Raw genomic sequence first — 26,999 nt, 5'->3', positions numbered from 1 at the left:
ATTTCGCTGTGCACAGGTTGGATTCCTGTCGAAATTCGTCCCCTGCCCGAAGATCAGGCGCGGAATCTGTGCCTCGACGACTTGTTCGGCCATATCCGGCTTCTGGGGCAGCTGGTGGGGGCGCCGGATGGCGCAGAGGCGTTGTGCCGTCGGCTGGAGCAGGCGCTGGCGGAAATGGCGCATGCGGCGGCCCGTCTGCCGCGCCGTCCGCGGGTTTATTTCGAGGAGTGGATGGATCCGCTCATCTGCGGCACCGGTTGGGTGAGCGACCTCATCGAGCGGGCGGGCGGCATGGACGTGTTCCGCGATCGCGCCGTCGCTGGCCGGGCTGCCTTGGACCGCCGGGTCGAGTGGGCCGAGGTGGTGGCGCGTCAGCCGGAGCTCATCCTCGCGTCGTGGTGCGGGAAACCGTTCCGGTGCAGTGAGGTCTTGGCGCGCCCCGGGGCGGGCGCAATTCCGGCGGTGCAAACCGGTGAGGTGCACGAGGTGGAGGCGCCCATTCTCCAGTGCGGGCTCGGCCTGCTCGACAGCCTGCGCGAGCTGCACGCGCACATCGCGCGGGTGGCTTCGCTTGGCTAAATTTGTCGAAAAGCATCACCCGCCTCACGCGGGAGTCCGCGACGCGATGGTCGTGCCGTCCTGCCGGACGATGAACCATCCAATGGCCGGCTCCCATCCGGGCGCCGCGGGGGCAGCCAGCCATGCCGGTGCCGCGTTGGAACCGAGGAGGACGGCCGCCTTGGCCAGAACCTCGGCCTGGACGAGGGAGGGATGCACGACGGTGCACGCGATCACGTCCGTGCTGCTGGGCTGGCCTGTGCGCGGATCGATGAGGTGGTGCACCGGGCGCCCTCCGGCCCGCCATCTGCGGCGGTAGGTCCCGCTGGTGGCCACCGCCACGTCCGCGGCGGTCCACGACGCGATGCACGACCCGGGGACAAACGGATGCTCCACGCCGACGTGCCACGGCCCGCCGCGACACACCATGTCGCCGCCCGCGCTGACGACGAACGCGCGAAACCCTGCATCCTCGAGGTCTTCTGCAATCCGCTCGACAATCCATCCTTTCGCAATGCCGCCCAGGTCCAGTTTGTAGCCTGGTTCCATGCGGGCACAGCCTGCCTCGGGCCGGATGGACAGGGGATGGCAGGAGGAGGGCGCAACCGGCCGCGGGGGCTTCAGGGTATGCGCATCTTCGCATGGGGCTCTGTACGGAGCACCGGCCGGGGCAGTGTGCAGCGTGGCGAAGTCGCGATCGTAGCCGAGCTGTTCCAACACCGCGCCAAGGCACGGGTCAAACAGTCCGCACGTGGCCTGGTAAGCCGACTCGGCCAGCAGCAAAACCTCCATGGTGGCGGGGGCAACCGGCGTCCACGCGCCTGCGTGTGCGTTGAGGCGCGAGACGTCGCTGTCCGGAATGAATCGCGACAGCAGCCGTTCGTAGTCGGCCAGTTTACGCCCGACCGCCGTGAACACCTCGCCGGCGTCTGCCGTCTCCTCCTGGGTGACCAACTCTACGGTGGTACCGAGCGCTTGCCACGTCCAGCGCACGTTCACGACCCCCGCGTGATGATGTCAGGTGCGCCCGCCGGAGGTCCCCAGGACGGAGCAGAGGCGGAAGATGTACCCGGCGAAGGGGTGGTGTTGTTGTCCTTGTTCGCCGGCGCTGCCCCGGAAGCAGGTGTGGCTTCATTCCCTACGGCCGGCGGCGCGGCGGGAGGGACTTGGGTACCGCTCATGTGCACGGCTTCGGCAATGAGCTTGCGTGTGACGGAATCGGCGATGCCGGTCACGGGTAAGCCTGTTAAGGCTTGGAATCGCCGCACCGCCCGCTCGGTCACCGGACCATAAAACGCTGTGAAGCTGCCGTACCGGAACAAACCGAGCGCCGCCAGCTCCTCCTGCAATTGCAATACCGCGGGACCGTAGCTGCCCGGTTGCAGCAGAGCCGGATTGGTGTCGGGGGTCTGCGGTTTTGCACGCTGGTTCGCTTCGGCCGATGGTTCCGTCGTACGCATGACGGCTGGGTGTGTGATGCGTGTCTCGCCTTGGCGATCCGCCGCCGGCCGCAGCAGACCGTCCGCTTTGGCCGCCGTGGCGAGGGATAACATATGGTAGATCCCGAACAAACCGCCCACCGATGACAATGTCAGGCTCCATGAAATCAGTGACAGAGCGCGTCTGCGGCGTTGTTCACGTCGCAGTTTGTGTTCGGCACGCTGTGTCTCAGCCTTTTCAGCCATGCTGGATGGCCCTCCTTTCCCTTGCGGCAAGGAGCCGGTACAGGCTGATTACGAGAAATATGGTCAACGGGACGGCGTACATCGTGCGTGCCCACAGGTGCAGGCTGTCGGTGCCGGAGAAAAATCCATGTAATGAGACACCAAGGAATAATGGGAATGAGATATAATGGATGGCGTGCCACAATTTCGCACCCAGCCAGGGCCGTGCATAGGAAGTCAGGGAAATCACGAAGATGAGGTACAGGCAAATCACGCCGATGGCCACGGGCAGCGGCCGGTAAGACGATTGGAACGGCACGAACAACGCGCGCGCCGAAAATGGTACGCTCTTGTCGTTGTACAGCCCCCACAGGTGGAGCATAAGGAAAGGCCAGACCAGCAGGGATGCATACTGGTGCACGTCATTGACCAGCTTGCGCAGCCGCCAACGGTCCCAGATGCGGCTCGTCATCGATACGCCGAGGATGGCCGTCAGGCTGAGCAGCTCATATGCGACGAAGCCGGATGCGCGTTCGAGCAGCCAGAAACGCGCGTTGATAGTGGCGGGATCGCCTGTCATACGGTTGACCGTGTAGAGGATGGCCAAAAAGCCAGCGAGCACCGTCCAGGTGACCCATGCCGGCGTACGCTGTTCTTCGCGCAGGATGTCCATGCCCATCCCTCCGTGTGCAAGAGGAGCGTACCATGGTAAGATCAAAAAAACATCGAAAACGCCGCCATGGGCGCACGGGCATTGACACCATATACCCATTGGGGTATATGTAGAGCAGAAGCGTTTTGAGGCTCACCTGTTACGACACGCAAGCCCAAGGAGGGATACACGATGTTCTCACCGCGCGATCAAGCCGCGATTCGCGAACGTTTGGCGGATTTACAGCAGGACGTGGTGATCAAGTTCTTTGAAGCGTCGCTCGGTTGTCCGACCTGCCCGGAGATCCGCCGCTTGCTGGAACGTCTGGTGGAATTGTCGGATAAACTGACGCTGGAAGTGCACAATTTGTACATCGACGAAGCGGAAGCGCAAAAGTATGCGGTCGACAAGGCGCCGACCATCGTGTTGACCGACAAATCTTATACCGATTACGGCGTGCGCTTCTACGGTGCGCCGTCGGGCTACGAGTTCGCGACGTTCCTGGAGGACATTCGGATGATGGCCAACGGAGAATCCGGATTGTCGGCCGCCACGAAAGCCCGCTTGGCGGAGTTGAAACAGCCGGTCGATCTCAAGGTGTTCGTCACACCCACCTGCCCGTATTGCCCGGCGGCGGTGCGGTTGGCGCACCAGTTTGCGTTCGAGTCACCTCTGGTCACCGGCAGCATGATTGAGGCCACCGAGTTTCCGGACTGGGCCACCCGCTTCAACGTCTACGGGGTGCCGAAGACGGTGATCAACGACTCCGAAGCGTTCGCGTTGGAAGGGGCCGTGCCGGAAGCGGTCTTGTTGGAACAAGTGATGGCGACGCAGACAGCCGCGCAGGCATGACACACTTTGCTGTCTCCTCAGGCCAAGCTCAGGCCCCGGCCGGCGGGGTGCATCGCGCGCCTCGCTGACTGGGGCCGTTTTTGTCGTTGCGCAGGACGGATTCGTCCCGTGCCGGCCGGCTTCGGACCTGCTTACCCCCGGGGATGCCCGCAACCGCAACCCGGACAACCGGGATCGATGGTCACCTGCTGCTGGGACGGCTGCACGGTGTACTTCGGCACATTGACGATGATGTTTCGCCGCACGTGGATGACCGGTTGGACCACAGGCACTTCGCGGGGCACGAAGCAGTCGTGGTACACGTACACCGGCGGGCAGACAATCGGATCGCAAGGCTTCATGGGATTCAACCTCCTCGCTTTCATTCTCGCTTCATCCAATGCACGGCAGGGGCCGTTGAACACGGACAGGTGTCGGGATGGAGACGGTCCGGTGTGAACGTGACGCTGCCAGAGGAAAGGAAGCAAAAACCGCGTGCCAAGAAGGCACGCGGTACAGGTTTGCGTTTTTGGGGTTTTTGTATCTTCTGGAATCCAGCGCCATTCTTGCGGGACGGTTGCAGCGAGTCGAGTGCAGCGCTTAATGAATTTCCCCCACAATCTTGCCGTTTGGGTCGTAGCGCAGGAAGATGGGCACCACCGATCCATGGTAGTGCGACTCAATGAATTTCCGGACGGCTGGCGAGGTGATGGCCTTGTCCAGCGCCACGATGGCCGGCTTGTTCTGGTCGCCTTGGCGTACCACAATCACGTTGGCGAACGTCCGTGCGGCCAGCGAGTTCGCCTTCTCGGCCGCCAACGCGTCCTGGATGTGGTAACCGGCCTGGATAGCGTAGTTGCCATTGATGACGGCGAAGTTCACGTCACGCTTCACGCGCGGAATGGCTGCCGCATCAATCTCTTCTATCTTGATGTGGTGCGGGTTGGACACGATGTCGTGCACTGTCTCCTGCAAATTCGCAGGCTGCTTGAGCCGGATAAGACCGATGCTCTGCAGGAGGAGCAGGGCGCGCGCCTCATTGGTGGTATCGTTCGGCACCGCGATGGTGGCCCCATCCGGGATGTCTTTGAGGCTCTTGCTCTTGCCGGGATACAGCCCGAGTGGCTCAAAGTGGACGCTGACCGTCGGCACCAGGTGCGTCCCGTTCTTCTTGTTGTAATCCTCTAAGTAAGGCACGTGTTGGAAGTAGTTCGCGTCCAGCTGGCCAGACGCGAGCGCGCGGTTGGGCTGAATGTAGTCATTGAAGACGACCACTTGCAGGTTGATGCCTTCCTTCGCCAACTCCGGTTTGATGAAGTTCAAAATCTCGGCATGCGGCGTCGGCACTGCACCGACCTTGAGGACCACCGTTTGCTTGTGCTTCGCATGCTTGGCCGCCTGTGCTGCCGGGGCTGCAAGATTGGCAGCTCCACTGAGGATCGCTGCTCCGAGAAGCCCGGCCAGGCTAAACTTGGCCATCATTCGCCATTTCATCTGAATTCCCTCCACTCCCACTGGTGTTGATATATTTTTCTATTACATATCGGTATACTATGAAATAACCCGGGTCATTGTCAAGGACTTGTGAAGAGTGGATCGCGTCCATGGTTGTTCACTTCTCTGCGCTTGTTGGGCAGATGTCGTTAGATATAGACTACGAACAGCGCAGCAAAGGAGAGATGTTCGTGATCTCGTTGCAGAATGTTACGCTGACCTATCGCACGGGCCATCGTCTCATTCCCGCGCTCCGTGACGTCAGCCTCGAGGTGCATGCGGGTGAAGTGTTTGGTATCATCGGCTACTCGGGGGCTGGCAAGAGCACGCTGCTGCGTTGCATCAACCTGCTGGAGCGACCGCAATCCGGGCAGGTCTGGGTGGACGGCGTCGACCTTTTGTCGCTCCGCAAGCGCGAACTGCAGAAGCAGCGCAAGAAGATAGGGATGATTTTTCAGCACTTCCACTTACTCAATTCCGCGACGGTGCGTGACAACATCCTGTTCCCGTTGCGGCTGGCCAAGACACCGGTTGCCGAAGCTGAACGCCGTGTGGCAGAGTTGCTCGAGTTGGTCGGGTTGACTGGATATGAGCGCCATTACCCGAGCCAGCTCTCAGGCGGGCAGAAACAGCGGGTGGCCATTGCCCGAGCGCTGGCCAATTTTCCGAAGGTATTGTTATGCGACGAGGCCACCTCGGCGCTGGACCCGGAGACCACCCAATCCATCCTCGACCTGTTGCGGGAGATTCACCGCCAGTTCGGCGTGACGGTGGTGATGGTGACGCACGAGATCTCTGTCGTCCAACGCGTGTGCCATCGTGTCGCGGTCATGGACCAGGGCCGCATGGTGGAGGTGGGACGTGTGGTTGACGTGTTTCTCCGGCCGCAGGCGGAAGTGACGCGGCGGCTGCTCGGCTGGACGAACGCGGAAGGGGTAGGGGCCGACCTGCCGGAACAAGTGTTTCGTGAAGGAACGCTGGTGTGCGAGCTGGCCATGGCGGGTGAGGCGGCGCAATCGCCACTGCTCTTTCAAGCCGCGCGTGAAGCGGGCGTGACGTGTTCCATCCTGCGCGGGACGGTGGACGCCATCCAGGATACCCCATTTGCTCGCATGGTGGTGGCATGGTACGGGGATGCAAAGCAGGTGCAGGCAGCTGTTCGCCGCTTGGAAGCCCACGGCGCAGCCGTGCGCTGGTTGAATAAGGCCGAGCGCATGCTGGCTGCGGATGAGGCGGGGATGAAGTGATGTTTGCAGGTGTCATCTGGTCTGAGATTGGACAAGCCACGCTGGAGACCTTGTATATGGTCGGCGTATCGACGCTGCTGGCGGTGATCCTCGGGTTGCCGCTGGGTGTGGTTTTGTACCTGTGCGCTCCCGGGAGCCTGCTGGAAAACCGTTGGGTATATCAAGCGGCATCGGTAGTAGTCAACATCGTGCGCTCGGTGCCGTTTATCATCTTACTCATTGCCATCATTCCGCTGACCGAGTGGTTGGTCGGCACGTCCATCGGGGTAAACGCCGCCATTGTCCCGCTGGTTGTGGGCGCGGCACCCTTTTACGCGCGGATTGCCGAGACCTCGTTCCGCGAGGTGGACCCGGGCGTGATTGAAGCCGCGCAGGCTATGGGCGCCTCGGTATGGCAAGTCATCTTCCGCGTCTTATTGCCCGAGTCGCGGCCTGGGCTGATTGCCGGGGCTACCATCACGGCGGTCACGCTTATCAGCTATTCTGCCATGTCGGGTGTCATCGGCGGCGGCGGCTTGGGCGATCTCGCTGTGCGCTACGGCTATGAGCGGTTCGAGACCAATGTCATGCTCATCACCACGGCTGTGATGGTGGTCTTGGTGCAGGTATTGCAGTGGCTTGGGGACCGAGCCGCGCTCTACTTTGCTCGCCGAAGCCGTTGAGCTAGGCACTTGGACCGTTCGATCGTGACCTCGCTTCCCATTGACCTGGCGGCGCGGGGTTCATGCAGGTACAGCTGAGGAAGGGGAGGAACGCGGTGCGTGAACAGACCAGCGCTTGGGCTCAGTCGTACGATGTCATCATCGTTGGCGCGGGCAGCATGGGCCTGGCGGCCGCCTACTTTCTCACCCATCGCGGCCAACGGGTGTTGCTGCTGGATCGCCATCAGCCACCCCATACCTGGGGCAGCCACCATGGGGAAACCCGCCAACTGCGCGTCGCCTATGGCGAAGGGGCGACTTACGTGCCCTTGGCGCTGCGCGCGCGGACCATGTGGCAGGAGTTGGAGGACAGTGCGCGTCAAGAAGGCCTTCTCGCTCCGGGTGAGGTGTTGTTTCATCCGGCTGGCGTCGTAGGCATTCTCGGCGCCGGATCGGCCATGCGTGCAGAGTTGGAGGCGGCTTCGATGGTGCACGCTATTCCGGCGGAGTGGTTGTCGACGGCCGAGGCCCAGCGGCGTTGGCCTGGCCTGTGTTTGCGGGAGACCGATACGATTCACTTTGACCCGCTGGGTGGCGTGCTCTTTAGCGAACGGTGTCTGGAGGTGCTCCGGCACGCCAGCGTGCGCCAAGGCGCGGCGACATGGTTTGGCGGGCAACTGGAATCGCTTGTCGTGCGCCCCGCCAGTGTGGAGGTGGTTTGGTCAGGCGAGCGGTTTGCGGCCGATCGTCTGGTCCTGGCGCTCGGCGCTGGTGCGGGCAAGGTGTTGCACACGTGGTTTCCGGAGTGGCAGTTGCCGCTGCAACCGCTGCGCAAGACGGTCGCCTGGTTTGCAGCGGACGCCCGCTACCAAGCGGGGAATCTGCCTGCCTTTTACGCGGACCTGCCGGAAGGGACCTATTATGGCTTTCCCGACTATGGAGGCGGGGTAAAAGCCGCCCGGCACGACGGCGGCCAACCTTGTGACCCGGATGCGGTCAACCGGGACTTTCACCACGACCCCGCAGACGAGGCCGACATCCGGGCCTTTCTCCGTGCGCGGCTGCCGGGGGCGGCCGGCCCGTTACGTGCGGGTTCCGTGTGCCTGTATACCATGACCCCGGATACGCACTTCATCGTCGACCGCCACCCTGAACATCCCCATGTGTTCGTCGCGGCTGGCTTTTCCGGGCATGGATTCAAGTTCGCCATCGCGATGGGTGAGGCTTTGGCCTGTCTGTGCCTCGAGGAGTCGCCGCCGGTAGATCTTACGCTGTTTCGAGCAGACCGTTTTGCGCGTCCGGCGGGTCCATGAGGCACGCGATGGCCGGCCCTGCGCTCTCCATCCCTCATTCGAACTAGTGATCTAGTTCAAAACTGGCTGTCATCCGGTGTCGAATTATGGCATCATGGACATATGGCACAAAGGAAAGCGAGGGTATGGGAGCGTGTGGTTGGCTGACATCATCCACGCCAGCTGGGTGGCAGCCGGGACCATCGGTTTTCTCGAGGCACTGGCCCGCCTGCGTTCCACGGAAAGATTGCACCGCCTGCCCGCCTGGCTGTGGGAGACGGCGGACATGGTGTGGGTGTTCGCCGTCCTGTGCGGGTGGAAGCTCTACATCGACGGCATCAGCATCTTGTTGTTGCCCGTGGCGGCGGCGCTGCTCTTGTACATCCATCATCCGCCGAGGAATCGGCGCGGCCTGCGCTGGCAGGTGGGTATTCTGGTCATCCTGCAGGGGATGGCGGAGTTTCTCCCGGTGTTTCAATGGCCGAACCCTCTTGCCAGCAAGGTGTTGTTGCTTGCGATGACGGCGGCCGTCGCGGGGTTGGGACTGGTACGCGCACCCGCCGTCCTGATCCTGGTTGCGCCCGGCTGCGAAGTGGCTGTGGCGGCGCTGCTCGGAACAGCGGGCGCCATGGCGTGGAGCGAGATCGTGACGGGTGCGGTCGCAGCCTTGCTGTTCGTGATGTACGGCTACGAACGCATCCGCCGCGAACAGGTGATGCGGGAGGGCGGCTTGGACCAGCTCACCGGCGTCCTCAACCGGCGCGGTGCGCAGACGTGGATCCGCCAGCACGCCGGGCGGCCGGTGACCGCCGTGATGGTGGATTTGGATGACTTTAAGTTTGTCAACGATACGTTCGGCCACGATGTCGGGGACATGCTCCTGCAGGAGACGGCCCGCCGGCTGGGTGAGTGTGTCCGCTCGGAGGACGCGGTGGTGCGCTGGGGAGGCGATGAGTTTCTGGTGCTCGTCCTGACGCCGGAGGTGCCCGCCCATCCGGAGGAAATCGCCCGCCGCATCCACGCGCGGCTGACCGGGGAACCGGTGTATGTGCACGGCTTGCCGGAAAAGCTCACGCTTGGCGCCAGCGTCGGCGTCGCGGCCGGTCCGCTCGAGCTCACGCTCCTGCAGCACGCCGACCAGGCGCTGCTGCGGGTCAAACAGTCCACGAAAAACGACGTCTCGTTGTGGCGGCCGGTGGACGTGGTGCCGGCGTACGGCGGCGAGTACGTCGAGACGGGGCAGCATGTGAACTGGGCTGTCCAGGCGCTGCGGACGGTGATGCGCAACAGCCCGGTGGGCTTCGTCGTCACCGCCGCCGACCACACCATTCTCGACGTGAACCCGGCGTTCGAGCGCATGACCGGGTACGCGCGCAGCGAGCTCATCGGGCAAAAGCCCAAGGTGTTGGCGGCCAACGCGACCGACAACGCGGAATTGTACAGCCAGCTCCGGACGCATCTGGCGCGCTACGGGTCGTGGCAGGGAATGTTTGAAAACCGCCGCGCCGACGGGACCCGGTGGACGGCTTGGGAACACATCAGCGCCATGGAGGTCGGCGGCCGCGTCATCGGGTACTGCAGCGTCGTCCTGCCGGTGGATCCCGCGCTGTTGCATGCGCACGAGGTGGCCGCGGCGGCGCGCGAAGAGCCGCAACTCGCGGTCAACGCCGCCTTCCTGGCCGCGCTCGCGCACATCGCGGAGTGGGGCATCCCCGGCCTGCCGGAGCACGTCCGGCGCGTGCAGGCGTATGTGCGTTGGTTGGCGGAGTTGGCTGCGGAACGCGGGCTGCTGCCTGCCTCGGAGGTGGACCTGATTGCGTTTGCGAGCGTCGCGCACGACATCGGGAAGGCGGCGGTCGCGCGCGAGATCCTGCTCAAGCCTGCTGCGCTCACGCCGTCTGAGTACGCGTACATTCAAAACCATGCGGAGAGCGGGCGCGTCATGTTGCTCGACGTCTTTGCAGAGTGGATGCAGGCGTGCTCCCGGCCGGCGGAACGGCTGTTCGCGTACGCGGTCGATATCGCGTGGACCCACCACGAGCGGTGGGACGGCACCGGGTATCCGCGCCGCCTGTCCGGGACCGACATCCCCATCGCGGGGCGGATCACGGCCATCGCGGACGTGCTCGACGCGCTCCTCAGCAAGCGCCCGTACAAAGACGCGTGGTCGAGCGAAGAGGTGTACGCATACTTCGCCGAGCAGCGCGGGCGCCAGTTCGATCCGCACCTGGTCGATTTGTTGCTGCAGCATTGGGAGCAACGTCCGTTCGTGGCCGCGCAGCAGCAACAGATGACATCGTCCGCATGAGGACTGCGCGGGCGTGGCACGCATGGCCGTTTGCCATACGAGAACCGATGAGGGGGTGTGGGCATGGACAAACCAGGGCGCAAGCGGTTCGGGTTTGTCGCCAAGTTGACGTTGTACGTGGGTCTGTTGGTGTTCATCATCATCAGCTCGGCCTCGTTCGTCTTCATCACCACCACCGTCATGTACCGCGAGCTGAGCGGCATGGCGGACCGTCCGCAGCAGTTGGTGTGGCTGATGCGCTGGGTGAACCTGTTCGCGGGCGTCGGCGGTGTCATCGCCGCCGCGCTCGGGGTGATTGCGCTCATCTACGTGCGGGCGGCGCTCCGCGGCTTCGACGCCATCCTCGCGGCGGTGCGCCGCGTCGCGCAAGGGGATTTGACCGGCGAGCCCCTGCATGTGCGCAGCCGGGACGAGATCCGCGACCTGGTGCACGACCTGAATGAGATGACCGCCCATATCCGCGGTGTCATCGAGCAGGCGCAGCGGGCGGCCCAGGAGGTGGCGGCCGTCTCGGATGAACTGACGGCGAGCGCGGATGAGACGAGCCGCGCCGCGCAAGAGGTGAGTCAAGCGATTGAACGGGCCGCCGCGGGGGCGCAGGTGCAGCTTCGCTACACCCAGGAGTCGACGCAGGGCATCGAGACGGTGCTCGGCAACCTGGCCGAGGTGTCGCGCATCGTCGCGGAGATGAGCGAGGCGGCGGCCGCTTCGCGGGAACAAGCGGATCGCGGGAACAAGGTGATGGCGGCGGCCGGAACGCAGATGGGCGTGATCGAACAGGCGGTGGCGAAGTCGCGCGACCTGGCGCAGGAGCTGCACCGCATCTCGGCGGACGTCGGCGCCATTGTCGATACCATCCGCGAGGTCACGGAGCAGACGAACATGCTGGCGCTCAACGCGGCCATCGAGGCGGCGCGCGCGGGCGAGGCGGGCAAAGGGTTCGCGGTGGTGGCGGACGAGGTGCGGAAGCTGTCGGAGCAGAGCCGCCAAGCGGCCCAAGACATCAATCAGTTGATCCAATCGATGCGCAGCGCCATCGACGGGACCATCGCGGCGATGCACGAGATTGCGTCGGAGGTGGCTTCCGGGGCGGAAGCGACGCGGCACGCCGAGGCCGCGTTCGCGCAGATCCACGCGTCGACCGCCGGTATTGCGGCGCGCCTCATCGATCACGCAGCCATGGTGCGGGAAATGGCGGAGCGGTCGCAGGCGGTTTCCGCGCTCGTGGCACAGACGGCCGCCATCGCGGAAGAGTCGGCCGCCCAGTTCAGCAGCGTCGCCGCGACGGCGAGCGAACAGTCTGCCGCCGTCCAGGAAATCTTCAGTACCAGTGCCGCCCTTCATCGCTTGGCCACAGACCTCGAGGCCACCATCCACCGCTTCCGGGTCGCGCGGGACGTGGGCGCGCCCGCGGTGGCCGCGGGGACAGGGTGAGCAGGGCAGGGTGAGCAGGGCAGGGTGAGCAGGGCAGGACACGCCCCATCGTCCATGCGGGATCCAGCAGCGCCACCTTCCCCACAGGGGGGTGGCGCTTGCTGTCCGTGCGCCGTCGTCAGAGCCGAGGCGCGACGCCGGACGCCGGACGGTTTTGTCCAAGCGAGCGCGATCGCGATGTCATGATGTACACCATGATAACATGCGGATTTTCGCGGTGTTTATGTAAGGTTTTCTTTCACAAGCACTAGACAAATTGTATGAAGCCGTTACAATGAGGCGTATGAGGGAGGAAGGGTATGAAGCGCATCGACGCCATCATCCGCCCGGAGAAGCTGCAGGCGGTCATTCGGGCGCTGCGCCAAATCGGCGTGACGGGGTTCACCGTCATTCCGGCGCAAGGGCGCGGCCAACAGAAGGACGTCCAGGGCGTCTACCGGGGGCACACATATGACATCAACCTGCACCCGAAGCTGAAACTGGAAATTGTCGTGTCGGATAAGTACCTGCAGCCGGCCATCCGCGCCATCGTCGAGGCGGCGCAGACGGGGCGGATGGGGGACGGCAAGATCTTTGTCTACGAGGTCCTGGAAGCTTACAACATCCGGACCGGTCAGGTGGACGAGACGCTCGACGAGCTAAACTCCAGATGAGGGTGCTCGGTGCAAAGTAAGGAGGCTTGACACATGAACGACGCGATCGCGCTCAACACCATCTGGGTGGTGCTCACGGCCGCCCTGGTGCTCTTCATGGAAGGCGGGTTCAGCCTCCTCGAAGCGGGTTTGGTGCGCACAAGGAACGCGGTCAACGTGACGATGAAGATCTTCGTCGACCTGACGTTCGGCGCCCTCGCGTTTTACCTCGTCGGCATGCGGCTGTTGTTCGGCCACGGCCCGTTCCACCTCATCGGCGGCGGGCCGATCGCGGCACCGGGCGGGTTGCCGCTGGCGGCCTTCACCCTGTTTCAGATTGGCTTCGCCATCGCGACGGCGTCCATCATCTCGGGCGCGGTGGCGGAGCGGATGCGGTTTTCCGCGTACATTGCCATCGTCGCCGTCACCTGCGGTCTCATCTATCCCATCTCCAGCCACTGGATCTGGGGGCCCGACGGGTGGCTGGCGCAGCTCGGGATGAAGGACTTCGCCGGGTCGGCCGCCATCCACACCCTCGGCGGCGTGATGGCGCTGGCGCTCGCGTACGTCCTCGGCCCGCGCAAGAACCGGTTCAACGCGGACGGATCGGTCAACGTGTTCGCACCGAGCAACATCCCGCTCGCGTCGGCCGGCGCGTTCATCCTCTGGTTCGGTTGGTTCGGGTTTAACGCCGGCAGCACGCTCGACGCGCACAATCCGTCGCTCGCCGCCATTGCCCTCAACACCTTCCTGGCGGCCGCGGCGGGCGGAATGAGCGCCATCCTCGTCAGCATGGCCAAGTTCCGCATCGCGGATCCGAGCATGGCCATCAACGGATCGCTCGCCGGCTTGGTCGGCATCACCGCGGGCTGTGCGTACGTGGGACACTGGGCGGCCATCCTCATTGGCTTGGCGGCGGGCGCTTTGGTCATCTGGGCCACGGGCTGGATTGACAAGCTGCGCGTGGACGATCCGGTGGGCGCCGTGGCGGTGCACGGCGTGAACGGGGTCTGGGGCACGCTGGCGGTCGGGTTGTTTGACGTGAAGGAAGGTTTGTTCACAACCGGTCACATCCAGCTGTTCCTCGTTCAAGCGCTGGGGGCGCTGGCGGTCAGCGTCTGGGGCCTTGCCACGGCCTACGGCCTCGGCCGACTGCTGCAGCGGACCGTCGGCATCCGCATTGCGGCGGAGGACGAGGAGGAGGGCCTCGACATCGTCGCGCACGGCATCCCGGCGTACAACGAGCTGGAGCGGTTCAGCGACGGGCGGCAGATCCTGTTTGGTGCCGACGCTGAGGACGCGCTGTTCGTCAAGGCGGGCGACGCCCGGCCGACGGTGTGAGGCTGGGGGCGTACGCCGGGGGTACGTACCGAGAGCCCGTACCGGAGGCATGTCACGGGTGTGATGAGGGTGCGCGATATGGTCCGGCAGTCAGCGCGGATGTTCGGGCGTCCGTCAGGCGTCAGGTGCTTCCGCTCCCGCGCGGGCCGCGGGCTGAATCCTGCTCGGCTGTGAGCGTCCTGGCCTTGGCTGCAAGCAACAGGAAGTAGACGGCATAGTACGTGAATAGGACAAACAGGATAGCGGCCGTCAGCGGATCGCTCGCCGTGGACGGGGTTCCGGGGTGGGCGGTCGCCGAGGCCACCTCCTCATAGACAAAGGCGGTGCGCCAGACCAACCGAGCGATGAACAGGGTGATGAGCACCACGCCGACCGCGGCGTTGGTCCGGTAGTACCAACCGTCCGGGCGGTGTTCGTACCGTGTGGTGCGGTAGGCGAAGACGGCGAGCCCAATGCCGGCGCAGAGGCCGATGGCGGCAGACACGTCGTCCCAAACGTGCATGGCAAAGGATACCGTAGAGAGCGCTTCCACGGCGAGGAACAGTGCAGCGCGGAGGTAGAGCCGCCGCGGCACCAGGCGGGCGGGGGCAATCGTCCGCCGCACGCGCCGGTACAAGCTCCAGATGATGAGTAGGGACAAGAGAAGCAGAGGCATAGCATGCGGCCAGTTCATGCGATAGATCCCTCCGATGATCCCGCGGCGACGACACAGGTGTGTATGACTCGAAACGCCGTCAACCTTTTCTGCCATCATATCATACAGCGGGTGACCATCCGCGGGCAGAGCGAACGGATGACGGGACAAGGAAAATCACCGCGACCTGGAGAAGTATCTCCGGACCAGCCATGTGTGCAGGAATCATACGTGGAATGGAGAACTCCAAACCGGAGAGCGAGGTATGCCCACCTAATCCCAACGATGGCATCTCCGAAGCGAGGGGTCAAGCATGATGCCGCCATCTCGGCGCGCTCAAAGTTTTGTCCATACGGAAGCGGATCAGGCGCGTTACCGGCAACTCGGTTATTGGCCGGACAAGACGGCCATCGACTTTTTGGAGCAGGCGGTGGCGCGGTTCCCGGACAAGACGGCTATCCGGGACCATCGTCACGCGTACACGTTCCGGCAGCTGGCGCAGTTGGTGGAACGGTGCGCCTGCGGTCTGCTCGAGATGGGCATCGCGCCGGGCGACGTGGTGTCCTTCCAGTTGCCCAACTGGTGCGAATGGGTCATTCTGCACTACGCCGCGACCCGCATCGGGGCCATCTCCAACCCGCTCATCCCCATCTACCGCGGGCGGGAGCTCGCATCCATGCTCAACCAAGCCCGCCCCAAGCTGTTGGTTGTCCCGCGCACCTTCCGTGGCTTTTCCTATCCGGACATGATTGCCGGCATGCGGGAGCGCCTGCCGGACATCCCGCATCTCCTCGTCGTCGGCCGCGAGGAACCGGATACCTGGGAGGCGTTCATGGCGCAGGCGTGGGAGGAGCTGCCGGTGCGCGCGCGGCTTGATGCGTACCGGCCGCACCCGGACGATCCGACCGAACTCATCTTCACCTCCAGCACCACGGGTATGCCCAAGGGTGTTCTCCACACCCACAACACCCTCAACGGCCCCATCGTCGCTTGGGCAGACCGCATGGGCGTGACCCATGAGGACGTGTTCCACATGGCGTCCACCTTCGGTCACCAAACCGGCTTCCTCTACGGTGTGCGCTTGCCGACCATGCTTGGCGCGACCGCGGTGTACCAGGACGTGTGGGACCCGGCCGAGTTCGTCGCCTGGGTGGACGCGTTTCGGATCTCGGTGACCAACGGCGCCACCCCGTTTCTGTACGATTTCATCCACGCCCCCAACCTCGCAGAGCACGACGTGTCGTCGTTGCGCATCTGGGGTTGTTACGGTGCACCCATCCCGCGCCCGGTCATCCGCCAGGCGCTCGCGGCCATCCCCGGCTGCAAGGTGCTCGCCGGCTGGGGACAGACTGAAAACGCGCTCGTCACCGTCACGCGGCCGGACGATCCGCCGGAGAAACTCACCACGACCGACGGGATCGCGTTCCCGGGCATGGAGGTGCGCGTCGTGCGGCCGGACGGCAGCCGCTGCAACCCGGGGGAGGAAGGGGATCTCCAGTGCCGTGGCGCGCAACTGTTCATCGGCTACTGGCGGGACGAGGCGTTGACGCGGAGTTCGTTCACCGAGGACGGCTGGTTCATCACCGGCGATCGCGCCGTGATGGACGCGGTCGGCTACATCAAGATCACCGGCCGGACGAAAGACATCATCATCCGCGGCGGCGAGAACATCCCGGTGGCGTACGTGGAGGACGTGCTCCACGAACACCCGGCCATCCAGGCGGCGGCATTGGTCGCGAAACCGGATGAGCGCCTGCAGGAGCGGGCGGTGGCGTTCGTGATCCTCAAGCCGGGCAGCGCCACGCTCACGCTCGCGGATCTGCAGGCGTTCCTTGAGGCCAAGGGCGTGGCCAAGCCGTACTGGCCGGAGGAGTTGCGCGTCGTCGAGGCGTTTCCGCGCACGCCGAGCGGCAAGATCCAGAAGTACATCCTGCGCGAGTGGGCGAAGCAGCCCGCCGCGCCAACCGAATGAAGGACATGGCAGGCCGTTGACGCCCGCGCAGGCGGGCGTGTAAGATTGCGGCGGCAGACGGTTTTGAAAAAAGAGAGGAGGCCTTTCACCATGTCCGACACTTCCTCATGGCGGCTCGAGACCCTTGCCGTGCACGCCGGCCAACAGCTCGATCCCGCCACCATGGCGCGTGCGGTGCCGATTTACCAGACCACATCGTACGGCTTCCGCGACACGGAGCACGCGGCCAACCTGTTCGCGCTCAAGGAGCCGGGCAACATCTACACCCGCATCATGAACCCGACCACCGACGTATTCGAACAGCGGATGGCGGCGCTCGAAGGCGGGGTGGGCGCGCTGGCCACCGCGTCCGGCCAAGCCGCCATCACGTTCGCCATCCTGAACATCGCCGGGGCGGGGGACGAAATTGTCTCCTCGACCAGCCTTTATGGGGGTACATACAATCTCTTCGCCATCACGTTGCCGAAGCTCGGCATCCGCGTCCGCTTCGTCGACCCGAGCGACCCGGAGAACTTCCGCCGCGCCATCACGGATAAGACCAAGGCGGTTTACGCCGAGACCATCGGCAACCCGAAGTGCGACGTGCCCGACATCCAAGCCATCGCCGACATCGCGCACGCCCATGGCTTGCCGTTCATCGTCGACAACACGTTCCCGAGCCCCTATCTGCTGCGCCCCATCGATTACGGTGCCGACATCGTCGTCCATTCGGCCACCAAGTTCATCGGCGGACACGGGACGGCGATTGGCGGCGTGATTGTCGACAGCGGGAAGTTCGACTGGGCGGGGAGCGGCCGCTTCCCTGGCCTCACCGAGCCGGATCCGAGTTACCACGGCATCGTCTACACCCGCGACGTGGGTGCCGCTGCATATATCGTCAAGGCGCGCGTGCAACTGTTGCGCGACATCGGGGCGTCGTTGTCGCCGTTCAACGCCTTTTTGCTCCTGCAGGGGCTGGAGACGCTCCACCTGCGTATGCAGCGGCACAGTGAGAACGCCCTGGCGGTGGCCCGCTACTTGGAGCAGCACCCGGCGGTGGCGTGGGTCAGCTATCCCGGACTGCCGAGCCATCCGTCGTACGCGTTGGCGCAAAAGTATCTGCCGAAAGGTCAGGGAGCTATCCTCACCTTCGAGATCAAGGGGGGCGTGGAGGCAGGCCGCAAGGTGATTGACTCGGTCAAGCTGTTCTCGCACCTCGCCAACGTCGGCGATTCCAAGTCGCTCATCATCCATCCGGCGAGCACGACCCATCAACAGCTGTCCGAGGAAGAACAACGCGCGGCCGGCGTGACACCAGGGATGATCCGCCTGTCCGTCGGCACGGAGCACGTGGACGATATCATCGCGGATTTGGAGCAGGCCATAGCGGCCAGCCAGCGCTGAAGGCAGAAAGGAGCCATCCTGGTGAAATTCAGCGACGGCAACTGGTTGTTTCAACCCGGGGTGCATCCCCACTTTCCCGCGGAAGTGTATGATTACCGTGTGGAAGACCATGCGCTGACGCTCTATGCACCGTGTAAACCCATTTACGGCCGCGGTTCGACCATCGACGGGCCGGTGCTCACCATCCGGCTCTCGGCGCCGGCGCCGGACATCGTCCGCGTGCAGGTGGTGCACTTCAAAGGTCGGGTCCCGCGCCGGCCGGAGTTTCCGCTTTGCATCGAGGAGATGCCGGTGCAGGTGGCGGAGGACGCGGACGAGCTGCGGCTCCTGCACGGCAAGATGAGCGTCCGCATCCGCAAGCGCCCGTTTGCCATGGACGTGTATTACGGCGAACGGCGCCTCACCGGCACAGGCCGTAAAGGCATGGCATACATCCGGACGGATGACGGCCGCACGTACGTCCGCGAGCAACTGGGTCTTGGCGTCGGTGAAAACGTATACGGATTGGGCGAGCGGTTCACCGCATTCGTGAAGAACGGGCAGACCGTCGACATCTGGAACCGCGACGGCGGTACCAGCACGGAACAGGCGTACAAGAACGTGCCGTTTTACGTCACCAACCGCGGTTACGGCGTGTTTGTGAACCATCCGGAGCTGGTGTCGTTCGAGGTCGCGTCGGAAGTCGTCTCGCGGGTCCAGTTCAGCGTCGCGGGCGAGGCGCTCGATTACTTCGTCATCGGCGGCGAGGACCTGAAGGATGTCCTGACCCGCTACACCGACCTGACCGGCAAACCGGCGCTGCCGCCCGCCTGGTCGTTCGGGTTGTGGCTGACCACCTCGTTCACCACCGATTACGACGAGCAAACGGTGAACCACTTTGTCGACGGTATGCAGGCGCGGGGCATTCCGCTCCGGGTGTTCCACTTCGACTGCTTCTGGATGAAGGAGTTCGAGTGGTGCAACTTCGAGTGGGATCGCCGCGTCTTTCCCGATCCGGAGGGCATGCTGCGCAGACTGAAAGAGAAGGGTCTCAAGGTGTGCGTCTGGATCAACCCGTACATCGCCCAGAAGTCGCCGCTGTTCGACGAGGCGGTGGCAGGCGGATACCTGCTGCGCCGGGCAAACGGCGACGTCTGGCAGTGGGACCTGTGGCAGCCGGGGATGGGCATCGTCGATTTCACGAACCCCGAGGCGCGCCGCTGGTTTGCCGGCAAGCTCAAGGCGCTCATCGATATGGGCGTCGACGCGTTCAAAACCGATTTCGGCGAGCGCATCCCGACGGATGTGGTCTACCACGACGGTTCCGACCCCGAGCGGATGCACAACTACTACACCTACCTGTACAACCAGGTGGTGTTCGAGACCCTGCGCGAACACTTGGGCGAGGGGCAAGCGGTCGTCTTCGCGCGCTCCGCGACCGCGGGCGGCCAGCGGTTCCCGGTGCACTGGGGCGGCGACTGTTTCGCGACGTACGAGTCGATGGCCGAGAGCCTGCGCGGCGGGCTCTCGCTCAGCCTGTGCGGGTTTGGTTTCTGGAGCCACGACATCGGCGGCTTTGAGGACAGCGCACCGCCCGACCTCTACAAGCGCTGGGTCGCCTTCGGCCTGCTGTCGAGCCACAGCCGCTTGCACGGCAACTCGTCCTACCGGGTACCGTGGCTGTTCGAAGAGGAGGCGGTGGATGTCCTGCGTCACTTCACCCGCCTCAAATACCGCCTCATGCCGTACCTGTGGGCGAAGGCGGTGGAAGCGCATACTCAGGGCATCCCGGTGCTGCGGCCGATGGTCCTCGAGTTCATGGACGATCCCGGCTGTGACACGCTGGATCGCCAATACATGCTCGGCGACGCGCTGTTGGTGGCCCCGGTGTTCCGCGAAGACGGCCAGGTGTCGTTCTACCTTCCAGACGGGGTGTGGACGCACCTGTTGTCGAACGAGACGGTCACGGGCGGGCGTTGGCGGACGGAGCAACACGGCTATTTCAGCCTGCCGTTGTATGTTCGGCCCCACACCATCCTGACCATGGGCGCCGAGGACGGCCGGCCGGATTACGACTATGCGGACGGCGTGGCCTTCCATGCGTTCGCGCTGGCGGACGGATCGCCCGCCACAGCAACGGTGTACGACCTGTCCGGGCGGCTCGCGGTCACCTGCCGTGCCGTGCGGCAAGGCGACCGGGTGACGGTGGAAGTCGCGGGGGCCGGCAAGCCGTGGTCGTTCGTGCTGCGGGGCGTGCGCAAGGTGCGGGCGGTGGAGAACGGCACCTGGGCGGAGGATGAGGCCGGGGTGCGCGTCACACCCGCGGCACCGGACGCCGCGCTCGTCATCCATTTGGGCTCGTGAATGAGCCGGTCCGGCGGTGAAGGCGGTCACGCAAGAAAAGCGCAAATGTCTCCCTGCAGCCGGGTGTTTCCCGGCTGTTCTTGTCTTGAAATCAAAGTGTAAAAGATGCAGGATTTAACACACAAAACGCGAAGTCTGTCGAACGACGCGTATCGTGATATCGTTTCAAAAAGAAAGGGTGGCACGATGAAGCAGTCTCCGTTCGGCAAGTGGTTGCAGGGCGTGCGCGGATGGCGCGACGTGAAAGCCGTCAAAGACCGCGTGCAAAACCTGGGCCAAGGACTGAAGGTCATCACCATCGGGAAGAAGCTGGCCGTAGGATTCGTCATCATCAACGTCATCACCATCCTGCTCGGTCTGCTCAACCTGTCCGCCATGCAGCGCATCAGCAACTACACGCACAGCGTGATCCACGACCAAATGGATCCGGTGGTCACCCTGCTGCAGGTGCAACAGGACATCCAGGAGGTCAACCGCGATTTGCTCAAGGTAGCCACGGCGGCATTGGGGAGTAAGTCGGCGAACGACTTTTACGCAATGGTGACCGAGATTGGTTCGGACATCAGCACCAAAGAGCTGGCCTTGGCGGACGACCTGCAGACCTTGTCCAAGACCACCCTGGTCGAACAGGACAAACAGGACTGGCAGAAAGCGGCGGACGCCATCATCAACCTGACCAGTGACACCCAGAACGACTTGAACAACATCACCAACGCATACGGAGGCAACGGTCACCAGGCCATCACCTTGGCGTCGGAAAAAGACCTCGGCCAGGTGCAGACGTTCCTCACCAAGATGCTCACGTTCGCCAAACAGCAGTCGGCGGGAGCGGAGAGCGGATCGCGCGCGGTGTACCTGCGGGCCGCCATCCTTTCCTGGCTCGGGCTCGCCGTCGCCGTCGCGGTCAGCGTGCTGGTCGTCGTCGTTCTCATTCGGAGCGTGACCCGGTCGCTCAAGTCCATCACGCGGCAGATGCACGACATCGCCGGCAGCCACGGCGACCTGACGCAGCGGCTCGCCGTCAAGTCGCGGGACGAGATGGGCTTGTTGTCCTTGGCGTTCAACGCGATGATGGACAACCTGCAACGCCTCGTGCAGCGGGTCGCGGAAAGCGCTGACAAAGTCCAGTCGCTCGCCACCGACATCAGCGCCTGGAGTGAGCAGGTCTTGAGCGGCGCGGAAGAAATCGCTTCGGCGTCCCAGCAGATTGCGTCCGCTGCGGAGAGCCAGTCGGAGCACCTGCACGGGGCGTCCGAGCAGATCCAGGAGATGGTGACGCAGCTGTCGGGGCTGCGCCAAGCGGCGGACGTCGCGCTGTCCAAGGCGGCGTCGAACACCCGCGCCACCGTGGAGGAGGGACAACGCGCGGCCGACACGGTGGAAGCCCACATGCAGGACGTGAACGCCGTGATGGAAGGCCTGGCCGCCCAGATGGGCAGCCTCAAGGACCAGGCGGCGCGCATCGGGAAGATTGTGGAGGTCATCGCCGAGATCGCGGGGCAGAGCCGCCTGTTGGCGCTCAACGCCAGCATCGAGGCGGCGCGCGCCGGCGAACATGGCAAAGGTTTTGCGGTGGTGGCGCTCGAGGTGCGCAAGCTGGCCGATCAATCGCGGTCGGCGGCGCTCGACATCCAGCAGATCGTCCGCGGCATCCAAGGCCAGGTGGAGGCTGCGGTGGCCACGGCCGACGAGGTGCGGGATCGACTGTCGCAGGGCAAGGTGGTCGTGGATACGTCGCGTTCGGCGTTTGATCGCATCCGGGAGGCGGTGGACGCCGTGGCCGCGGAGATCCAGCAGACGATGGCCAGTATCGAATCGGTGGTCGCGGAAGCCCACGCGGTGTCGTCCCGGATGGGCGAGGTGGTGAAAGCGGCGGAAAACTCGGTGGCCAACGCGGAGGAGGTGTCGGCCGCCATCGAACAGCAGACCTCGTCCTTGCAGCACACCGCGTCCGCCATCCACGATCTCGCCCGCATGGCGGAAGGCTTGAAAGAGATGATTGGCCAGTTCAAGTACTGAGGTTCCGTCCCGCCATGGTGCGCGGACCGGTTCGGACGCAACCCGGTCCGGATGGAAGAAGGGAGCGGGCGGGCGTGATCAAGACGCGGCGCGGCGCCGGTTCACCCGGCGCCGCTTTGTTACGCCTCGTGTTCCGCGACCACAGCCAACTCGGGGTCGAACAGCCGTTCGAGCCGGGGCAACACCAGCATGCCCCTGTCCGTCAGCGTCACGCCGGCGACCTGCTCGGCCTGCAGCGGTCCCACCACGTCCGGTGCGGCTTGAATGTCCTCATCCGCGACATCGGCCACGTCGTGGACGCTGTCGACGACGAGCGCCGCCTGCACGTCCGCCCATTGGACCACCACCAGCCGCGTCTCCTCCGTCCAGTCGGCCGCGGGCAGGCCCAGGAAGCGGCGCAAGTCGAGGACCGGCAGCACGCTGCCGCGCAAGTGGATGAGGCCGAGCACGAACGGGGCGGCTCCGGGCAACGGCGTGATGGGAAGGACAGGTTCAATGGATTGGACATGCTCGATGGGCAGGCCGTAGTCGTGATGGGCCACCCGGAAGGTGACGAACTGTGCCATGCTCATCCCTCCTCGGCGCCGCCTGACGCGTGCGCGCGCGCGACGCCTTCCAGATTGAACAGCAACCGCGGCGGATCGGTCGCGGTGACGCCCAGATACCATCCGGCGGGCGGGCTGCCGACGAAGCGGGGCAGGGGCACGATGTGCGCAAGGTGTTCCACCTGGCCGACATCGTCCACGAACACCGCATGGCCTCCCTGCAGCTCAAGGATGTACCCTGCCGTCTTTTCTCCCGCTGTGTCGGCCATGCCGAGCCAAACCGCCAGGTGTTCCGCCTCGTGCGCTGCACCGCGCCGGATGTGGGCCACCTGCGCCACCGGCACGCCCAACCACGTGCCGCCCGCGCGCACCCACACCGTCGTTTCGTTCCAGTGCGCCTGCCTCATGCACCGAGCCCCCCGGACAACCACGGCCCGACATCCACGATGAGCGCCACGCGCCCGTCGCCGAGGATGGTCGCGCCGGAGAACTGGCGCACGCGGCGCAGGTACGCGCCCAGCGGCTTGTTGACAATCTGCTGGTGGCCCAGGTAGCGGCTCACCGCCACCGCCACCGTCCGCTGCCCGCCGCGGCAGATGACGAACCGCGGTGCCTCCGCGCCGAGGAGCGGCCGGTCGTACCAGCGCAAGCCTGCGTCGATGATGGGAACGACCTGGCCGCGCAGGCGCAGCACCGGCGAGCCGTGGATGTCGTCGAGATCGTCCGGGCGGGCCCGGATCACCTCGGCCACGTTGGAGAGCGGAATGGCGTACACGTCGTCGTGCACCTGCACCAACAGCCCGTCGATGATGGCGACCGTCAGCGGCAGTTCAATCCGAAACGTCGTGCCATGCCCTGCCCGCGAGGTGATGCCGATGCGCCCGCCGAGCGCCTCCACCTTCGCCTTCACCGCATCGAGACCCACCCCGCGGCCGGAGATGTCGGAGACCGTCTCCGCCGTGCTGAAGCCGGACGCGAACATGAACGCGAACACCTGTTCCTCACGCAGGCGGCTCGCCGCCTCCGCCGAGACGAGCCCGCGCTCCACCGCCCGTTGCCGGATGCGTTCCACCTGGATGCCGCGCCCGTCGTCCGTCACCTCAATCACCACGTGTTGGCCGGATTGGTAGGCGGCGAGCCGGATGGTCCCGGCCGCCGGCTTCCCTGCCGCCACCCGGTCGTCCGGCGCCTCCAGGCCGTGATCGGCCGCGTTGCGCAACAGATGGACGAGTACCTCGCCCATCTCGTCGACGATGGTGCGGTCGAGCTCCGTCTCGGTGCCCGCCATCTCCAGCTGGATCTCCTTGCCCAGCGTCCGCGCCAGGTCGCGCACCATGCGCGGAAAACGTTGGAACAACACCTGTACCGGCACGAGCCGCAGCGACATCGCGGTTTGCTGCAGCTGGCCGAGCAGGCGGGAGATGCTCTCGGTGACCTGCAGCAGGGAGGCATGTCCCAGTTCCGCCGCCACCGTGGCGAGCCGCGTCTTGTCGACCGTCAGCTCGCTCAATACGTTCATCAGGGCATCGAGCTTCTGTACCGACACCCGGATGGTCGTGTCGGCAATGGCGCCGCGCCCCGGCGCTCTGCCTGCATCCGGCGTCCCGGCCGGCGATCCCGTCCCGTTCCCGGCACCTTGCGCATCGCCGGCGCCGCCCCTCATGCCGGGCACCGGCGCGCCGGATGCGGCAGCCGCGGTCGCCGTGTCTGTCGTGGCCGCCGTTTCCGCCGCCCCGTCTTGACCGGCGGCCTCTGCCAACCTCTGCGCGGTGAGCGGCTCAAACCGGACATCGGTCACCTCGGTCACGTTGGCGGCAGCACGGACCAGGTCGTGCTCATCGCCGTGCAGGGCGAGCAAGAAGTATAAATCGGAAGCGAACGCGCCGGATTGCATCGCCTCCGCATCCGGGGAGCAGGCTATCACGTCGGCCACCGGATCGATCTGCCGGGCGACGAGCACGGCGCGCGCGCCTTTCATCGGGCTCTCCGGATCGACGGTGACGCGCAAGAGGCCGATGCTGCTGCCGCTGCGCAGGAAGTGGTCGACGGCCGCGCGGATGGCGCTGTCCGCCAGCCAGTCCGCCCACAGGCGGTCGCTCGCTGCCCCTGCCATGCCGGTGCCCGGCGCCGACGGGGTCTGTGCGTCGGCGTCCCCGGGCTGGAGCAGGGAGCCCAGTTCCTTCACCACGTCCGCGCAGTCCGCACCGCCTTCCTCGCCGGTCGCCCGGATCTGCCCCAACAGCTGCCCGAGTGCGTCCACCGCCCGGAACAGGGCGTCGATGTGCGCCTGGGTCGTGCGGTCCGGCGCGGCGCGCAATGCCGACAACACGTCCTCCAGGCGGTGGGTGAGTTGGCTCATCGCCTGGTAACCCATGGTGGCGCTCATGCCCTTGAGCGTGTGGGCGGCGCGGAACATGGCCGAGAACAGCCCGTCATCCCGTTGCCCGGACTCCAATGCCATGCAACCCTCGTTGAGGAGTTGGATGTTCTCCTCGCTCTCATCGAGAAACGCTTGCAGGTATGTCGGGTCCACCCCATTCCCTCCTCGTACCACGCACCTCATCTCACCGCCTGGCCGGCGGCCCATCGGCCGCCTTCCGGTAGACGAACGGGATCGCCATCTGCAAACCGTACCGGTCGGGCGAGAGGAACTGTTCCGTGCTGCCGACGAACAACAGCCCGCCCGGCCGCAGCGCCCGGGCGAACCCGCGCACCACCCTGTCCTTGCCTTCATCCGTGAAGTAGATGAGCACATTCCGGCAGACGATGAGGTCAAAGCCGGCCGGATACGGGTCGCGCAGCAGGTCGTGGCGGACGAATTGGACATGGCGCTTCAGCCGCTCCGCCACCTGCCACGTGCCGTCGTGCACAACAAAATACTTCTGAAGATACGCCTCCGGAACCTCCCGCAGCTGGCGCTCGTGGTAACATCCCGCCTGGGCCTGGCGGAGGACCTCTTCGTCGATGTCGGTGGCGAGGATGTGGTAGGGTGCCAGACGGTGTTCCTCCAACAGCATCGCGATGGTGTACGGCTCTTCGCCGGAGGCGCACGCGGCGCTCCAGACGCGGAACTCGCGCCCTGCTTCGCGCGCAAGCAGCGGCATGAGCGCCCACCACCGGTCCGGGTTGCGGAAAAACTCCGACACGTTGATGGTCATGTGCGCCAACGTTTTGCGCAGCAGCCCCGCGTCGCGGGCGAGCGCCGCCGCGAACGCCCGAAACGTGGCAAAGCCCAGGTGGTCGCGCAGGGCGGTCAAGCGCCGCTCCATCTGTTGCCGCTTGTATTGGCTGAGGTCAATCCCGGTCAAGCGCAGGAATTCGTCTGCAAACTGCAGGTATTCGTCGAAGGTCCCCATCGTTCGCCCCGTTCGCGTCACAGATTGCGCAGGATGCAGGCAGGGATGTCGTAAAGCGGCGCCTGCTCGTCCGCCAGGCCGGCTTCGTGGACCGCACGCGGCATGCCGTACACCACACAGGTCTCAGGTGCCTCGGCGATGACCCGTCCGCCCCGCGCTTTGAGCGCCCGGCAGCCCGCGAGCCCGTCTTTGCCCATCCCGGTGAGGATGACGGCCAGTACCCGACCGCCGAGCGCTTCCGCCGCCGCGGTCAGCGCCACGTCGACCGACGGGCGGTACGGCGGGTCGGAGGCAAGCGGCGGACGGGTGCGGATCACCACGCCTTCCGGCGCGTGCACCACGAGCGCCTGCTGCCCGGAGGGGGCGATGTACACCGTCCCCGGGCGGGCGATCTCGCCGTCTTCCGCTTCCTTCACCGGGAACCGGCACAACTGATGCAGCCGCTCCGCCAGGTGCCGTGTGAAGCCGAGGGCGATGTGCTGCACCACCAACACCGGGACGGGCAGCGGCCCGCCGAGGGCGGGGAGGATGGTCTGCAGCGCGGCCGGCCCGCCCGTCGAACAGCCGATGAGCACGAGCGCGGGCCGTCCGGCCGGAGCCTTGGCCGGCGCGGAGTGCGTGTGGGCGTCCGCGGACGGGGCGGCCGCGGGCCC

General features: G+C 65.0%; 24 protein-coding genes. 13 read left to right on the top strand and 11 right to left on the bottom strand.

All coding sequences use genetic code 11. The features are described from left to right. Window positions 1-579: ABC transporter substrate-binding protein (locus IEX97_RS10590; RefSeq protein ID WP_188882922.1), on the top strand; the 579-nt coding region annotated here is incomplete at its 5' end. A 24-nt stretch (window positions 580-603) separates the two neighbouring features. Here IEX97_RS10590 and IEX97_RS10585 read toward each other — a convergent pair. The 3 genes from IEX97_RS10585 to IEX97_RS10575 are packed head-to-tail and all read right to left on the bottom strand — an operon-like array spanning window position 604 to window position 2,895. Next, a complete protein-coding gene (locus tag IEX97_RS10585) occupies window positions 604-1,551 on the bottom strand; it encodes an FAD:protein FMN transferase (RefSeq protein WP_188882921.1) in 948 nt (315 codons plus the stop codon). A 2-nt stretch (window positions 1,552-1,553) separates the two neighbouring features. Further along, a complete protein-coding gene (locus tag IEX97_RS10580; RefSeq protein WP_188882919.1) occupies window positions 1,554-2,243 on the bottom strand; it encodes a peptidoglycan-binding domain-containing protein in 690 nt (229 codons plus the stop codon). After that, on the bottom strand, window positions 2,236-2,895 hold the full coding sequence (locus tag IEX97_RS10575; RefSeq protein WP_188882917.1) for a ferric reductase-like transmembrane domain-containing protein: 660 nt from the start codon (window positions 2,893-2,895) through the stop codon (window positions 2,236-2,238). Before IEX97_RS10575 ends, IEX97_RS10580 begins: the two co-directional genes overlap by 8 nt. Window positions 2,896-3,066: 171 nt before the next feature. Between IEX97_RS10575 and pdo the strand changes: the two genes are divergently transcribed. Next, entirely contained in the window at window positions 3,067-3,726 is a 660-nt protein-coding gene (gene pdo, locus IEX97_RS10570; RefSeq protein ID WP_188882916.1) for a protein disulfide oxidoreductase, read from the top strand. Between the two features lie 131 nt (window positions 3,727-3,857). Here the strand turns inward: pdo and IEX97_RS10565 are convergent, their stop codons facing one another. Together IEX97_RS10565 and IEX97_RS10560 are read right to left on the bottom strand one after the other, a co-directional pair. Next, on the bottom strand, window positions 3,858-4,067 hold the full coding sequence (locus IEX97_RS10565; RefSeq protein ID WP_229776813.1) for a hypothetical protein: 210 nt from the start codon (window positions 4,065-4,067) through the stop codon (window positions 3,858-3,860). A 238-nt stretch (window positions 4,068-4,305) separates the two neighbouring features. Beyond that, a complete protein-coding gene (locus IEX97_RS10560; protein WP_229776812.1) occupies window positions 4,306-5,199 on the bottom strand; it encodes a MetQ/NlpA family ABC transporter substrate-binding protein in 894 nt (297 codons plus the stop codon). Between the two features lie 191 nt (window positions 5,200-5,390). Here IEX97_RS10560 and IEX97_RS10555 point away from each other — a divergent pair, with 191 nt between their 5' ends. The 7 genes from IEX97_RS10555 (at window position 5,391) to IEX97_RS10525 (ending at window position 14,094) form a co-directional block, all read left to right on the top strand. Then, window positions 5,391-6,446 (top strand): methionine ABC transporter ATP-binding protein, encoded by a 1,056-nt coding sequence (locus IEX97_RS10555; RefSeq protein ID WP_229776811.1) that lies wholly within the window; start codon window positions 5,391-5,393, stop codon window positions 6,444-6,446. Further along, window positions 6,446-7,108, top strand: a complete 663-nt coding sequence (locus IEX97_RS10550; protein ID WP_188882924.1) for a methionine ABC transporter permease — start codon at window positions 6,446-6,448, stop codon at window positions 7,106-7,108. The genes IEX97_RS10555 and IEX97_RS10550 overlap by 1 nt, the downstream gene beginning before the upstream one ends. A gap of 95 nt (window positions 7,109-7,203) precedes the next feature. Next, on the top strand, window positions 7,204-8,400 hold the full coding sequence (gene solA / locus IEX97_RS10545; protein WP_229776810.1) for an N-methyl-L-tryptophan oxidase: 1,197 nt from the start codon (window positions 7,204-7,206) through the stop codon (window positions 8,398-8,400). Between the two features lie 139 nt (window positions 8,401-8,539). Further along, complete coding sequence (locus tag IEX97_RS10540) at window positions 8,540-10,687, top strand: diguanylate cyclase (protein WP_188882908.1); 2,148 nt, start codon at window positions 8,540-8,542, stop codon at window positions 10,685-10,687. 63 nt (window positions 10,688-10,750) lie between these two features. Then, window positions 10,751-12,121, top strand: a complete 1,371-nt coding sequence (locus tag IEX97_RS10535) for a methyl-accepting chemotaxis protein (RefSeq protein WP_188882906.1) — start codon at window positions 10,751-10,753, stop codon at window positions 12,119-12,121. A 299-nt stretch (window positions 12,122-12,420) separates the two neighbouring features. Continuing rightward, complete coding sequence (locus IEX97_RS10530; protein WP_188882905.1) at window positions 12,421-12,774, top strand: P-II family nitrogen regulator; 354 nt, start codon at window positions 12,421-12,423, stop codon at window positions 12,772-12,774. A gap of 33 nt (window positions 12,775-12,807) precedes the next feature. Continuing rightward, complete coding sequence (locus tag IEX97_RS10525) at window positions 12,808-14,094, top strand: ammonium transporter (protein ID WP_188882904.1); 1,287 nt, start codon at window positions 12,808-12,810, stop codon at window positions 14,092-14,094. 121 nt (window positions 14,095-14,215) lie between these two features. Here IEX97_RS10525 and IEX97_RS10520 read toward each other — a convergent pair whose 3' ends face one another. Further along, the gene (locus tag IEX97_RS10520; RefSeq protein WP_188882903.1) at window positions 14,216-14,767 is read right to left on the bottom strand and encodes a CcdC protein domain-containing protein; all 552 of its coding nucleotides are present in this window, start codon (window positions 14,765-14,767) and stop codon (window positions 14,216-14,218) included. A gap of 274 nt (window positions 14,768-15,041) precedes the next feature. On the opposite strand from IEX97_RS10520, the gene IEX97_RS10515 reads away from it, so the two are divergent. From IEX97_RS10515 to IEX97_RS10500, 4 genes are all read left to right on the top strand, one after another. Beyond that, window positions 15,042-16,700 carry an AMP-binding protein gene (locus IEX97_RS10515; RefSeq protein ID WP_229776809.1) on the top strand — a complete coding sequence of 553 codons (1,659 nt, stop codon included), beginning with the start codon at window positions 15,042-15,044 and terminating at the stop codon, window positions 16,698-16,700. Window positions 16,701-16,790: 90 nt separating this feature from the next. Then, entirely contained in the window at window positions 16,791-18,083 is a 1,293-nt protein-coding gene (locus IEX97_RS10510; RefSeq protein ID WP_188882899.1) for a homocysteine synthase, read from the top strand. A 21-nt stretch (window positions 18,084-18,104) separates the two neighbouring features. Further along, window positions 18,105-20,426, top strand: a complete 2,322-nt coding sequence (gene yicI / locus IEX97_RS10505) for an alpha-xylosidase (protein WP_188882897.1) — start codon at window positions 18,105-18,107, stop codon at window positions 20,424-20,426. 186 nt (window positions 20,427-20,612) lie between these two features. Then, window positions 20,613-22,445, top strand: coding sequence for a methyl-accepting chemotaxis protein (locus tag IEX97_RS10500; protein WP_188882895.1), 1,833 nt, complete (start codon window positions 20,613-20,615; stop codon window positions 22,443-22,445). A 119-nt stretch (window positions 22,446-22,564) separates the two neighbouring features. Here IEX97_RS10500 and IEX97_RS10495 read toward each other — a convergent pair whose 3' ends face one another. The 5 genes from IEX97_RS10495 to IEX97_RS10475 form a co-directional block, all read right to left on the bottom strand. Beyond that, complete coding sequence (locus IEX97_RS10495; protein ID WP_188882893.1) at window positions 22,565-23,011, bottom strand: chemotaxis protein CheW; 447 nt, start codon at window positions 23,009-23,011, stop codon at window positions 22,565-22,567. A 2-nt stretch (window positions 23,012-23,013) separates the two neighbouring features. Further along, on the bottom strand, window positions 23,014-23,397 hold the full coding sequence (locus IEX97_RS10490; RefSeq protein WP_188882891.1) for a hypothetical protein: 384 nt from the start codon (window positions 23,395-23,397) through the stop codon (window positions 23,014-23,016). Beyond that, window positions 23,394-25,523, bottom strand: a complete 2,130-nt coding sequence (locus IEX97_RS10485) for a chemotaxis protein CheA (protein ID WP_188882890.1) — start codon at window positions 25,521-25,523, stop codon at window positions 23,394-23,396. Before IEX97_RS10485 ends, IEX97_RS10490 begins: the two co-directional genes overlap by 4 nt. 31 nt (window positions 25,524-25,554) lie before the next feature. Next, a complete protein-coding gene (locus IEX97_RS10480; RefSeq protein ID WP_188882889.1) occupies window positions 25,555-26,346 on the bottom strand; it encodes a CheR family methyltransferase in 792 nt (263 codons plus the stop codon). A 17-nt stretch (window positions 26,347-26,363) separates the two neighbouring features. Then, the coding region (locus tag IEX97_RS10475; RefSeq protein ID WP_188882888.1) for a CheB methylesterase domain-containing protein at window positions 26,364-26,999 on the bottom strand (636 nt) is incomplete at its 5' end.

This window comes from Paenalicyclobacillus cellulosilyticus, assembly GCF_014647315.1.
Lineage (GTDB): Bacteria > Bacillota > Bacilli > Alicyclobacillales > Alicyclobacillaceae > Alicyclobacillus_J > Alicyclobacillus_J cellulosilyticus.
The sequence above is the reverse complement of the archived record's forward strand: the minus strand, read 5'-3'. Positions and strand labels throughout refer to the sequence as shown.

What these genes read in the sequence shown, in the direction of transcription:
- IEX97_RS10580 (WP_188882919.1), bottom strand. Translation starts at nt 2,243, where the DNA reads ATGGCTGAAAAGGCTGAGACACAGCGTGCCGAACACAAACTGCGACGT.
- IEX97_RS10575 (WP_188882917.1), bottom strand. Translation starts at nt 2,895, where the DNA reads ATGGACATCCTGCGCGAAGAACAGCGTACGCCGGCATGGGTCACCTGG.
- pdo (WP_188882916.1), top strand. Translation starts at nt 3,067, where the DNA reads ATGTTCTCACCGCGCGATCAAGCCGCGATTCGCGAACGTTTGGCGGAT.
- IEX97_RS10565 (WP_229776813.1), bottom strand. Translation starts at nt 4,067, where the DNA reads ATGAAGCCTTGCGATCCGATTGTCTGCCCGCCGGTGTACGTGTACCAC.
- IEX97_RS10560 (WP_229776812.1), bottom strand. Translation starts at nt 5,199, where the DNA reads ATGAAATGGCGAATGATGGCCAAGTTTAGCCTGGCCGGGCTTCTCGGA.
- IEX97_RS10550 (WP_188882924.1), top strand. Translation starts at nt 6,446, where the DNA reads ATGTTTGCAGGTGTCATCTGGTCTGAGATTGGACAAGCCACGCTGGAG.
- IEX97_RS10535 (WP_188882906.1), top strand. Translation starts at nt 10,751, where the DNA reads ATGGACAAACCAGGGCGCAAGCGGTTCGGGTTTGTCGCCAAGTTGACG.
- IEX97_RS10530 (WP_188882905.1), top strand. Translation starts at nt 12,421, where the DNA reads ATGAAGCGCATCGACGCCATCATCCGCCCGGAGAAGCTGCAGGCGGTC.
- IEX97_RS10525 (WP_188882904.1), top strand. Translation starts at nt 12,808, where the DNA reads ATGAACGACGCGATCGCGCTCAACACCATCTGGGTGGTGCTCACGGCC.
- IEX97_RS10520 (WP_188882903.1), bottom strand. Translation starts at nt 14,767, where the DNA reads ATGAACTGGCCGCATGCTATGCCTCTGCTTCTCTTGTCCCTACTCATC.
- IEX97_RS10515 (WP_229776809.1), top strand. Translation starts at nt 15,042, where the DNA reads ATGATGCCGCCATCTCGGCGCGCTCAAAGTTTTGTCCATACGGAAGCG.
- IEX97_RS10510 (WP_188882899.1), top strand. Translation starts at nt 16,791, where the DNA reads ATGTCCGACACTTCCTCATGGCGGCTCGAGACCCTTGCCGTGCACGCC.
- IEX97_RS10500 (WP_188882895.1), top strand. Translation starts at nt 20,613, where the DNA reads ATGAAGCAGTCTCCGTTCGGCAAGTGGTTGCAGGGCGTGCGCGGATGG.
- IEX97_RS10495 (WP_188882893.1), bottom strand. Translation starts at nt 23,011, where the DNA reads ATGGCACAGTTCGTCACCTTCCGGGTGGCCCATCACGACTACGGCCTG.
- IEX97_RS10490 (WP_188882891.1), bottom strand. Translation starts at nt 23,397, where the DNA reads ATGAGGCAGGCGCACTGGAACGAAACGACGGTGTGGGTGCGCGCGGGC.
- IEX97_RS10480 (WP_188882889.1), bottom strand. Translation starts at nt 26,346, where the DNA reads ATGGGGACCTTCGACGAATACCTGCAGTTTGCAGACGAATTCCTGCGC.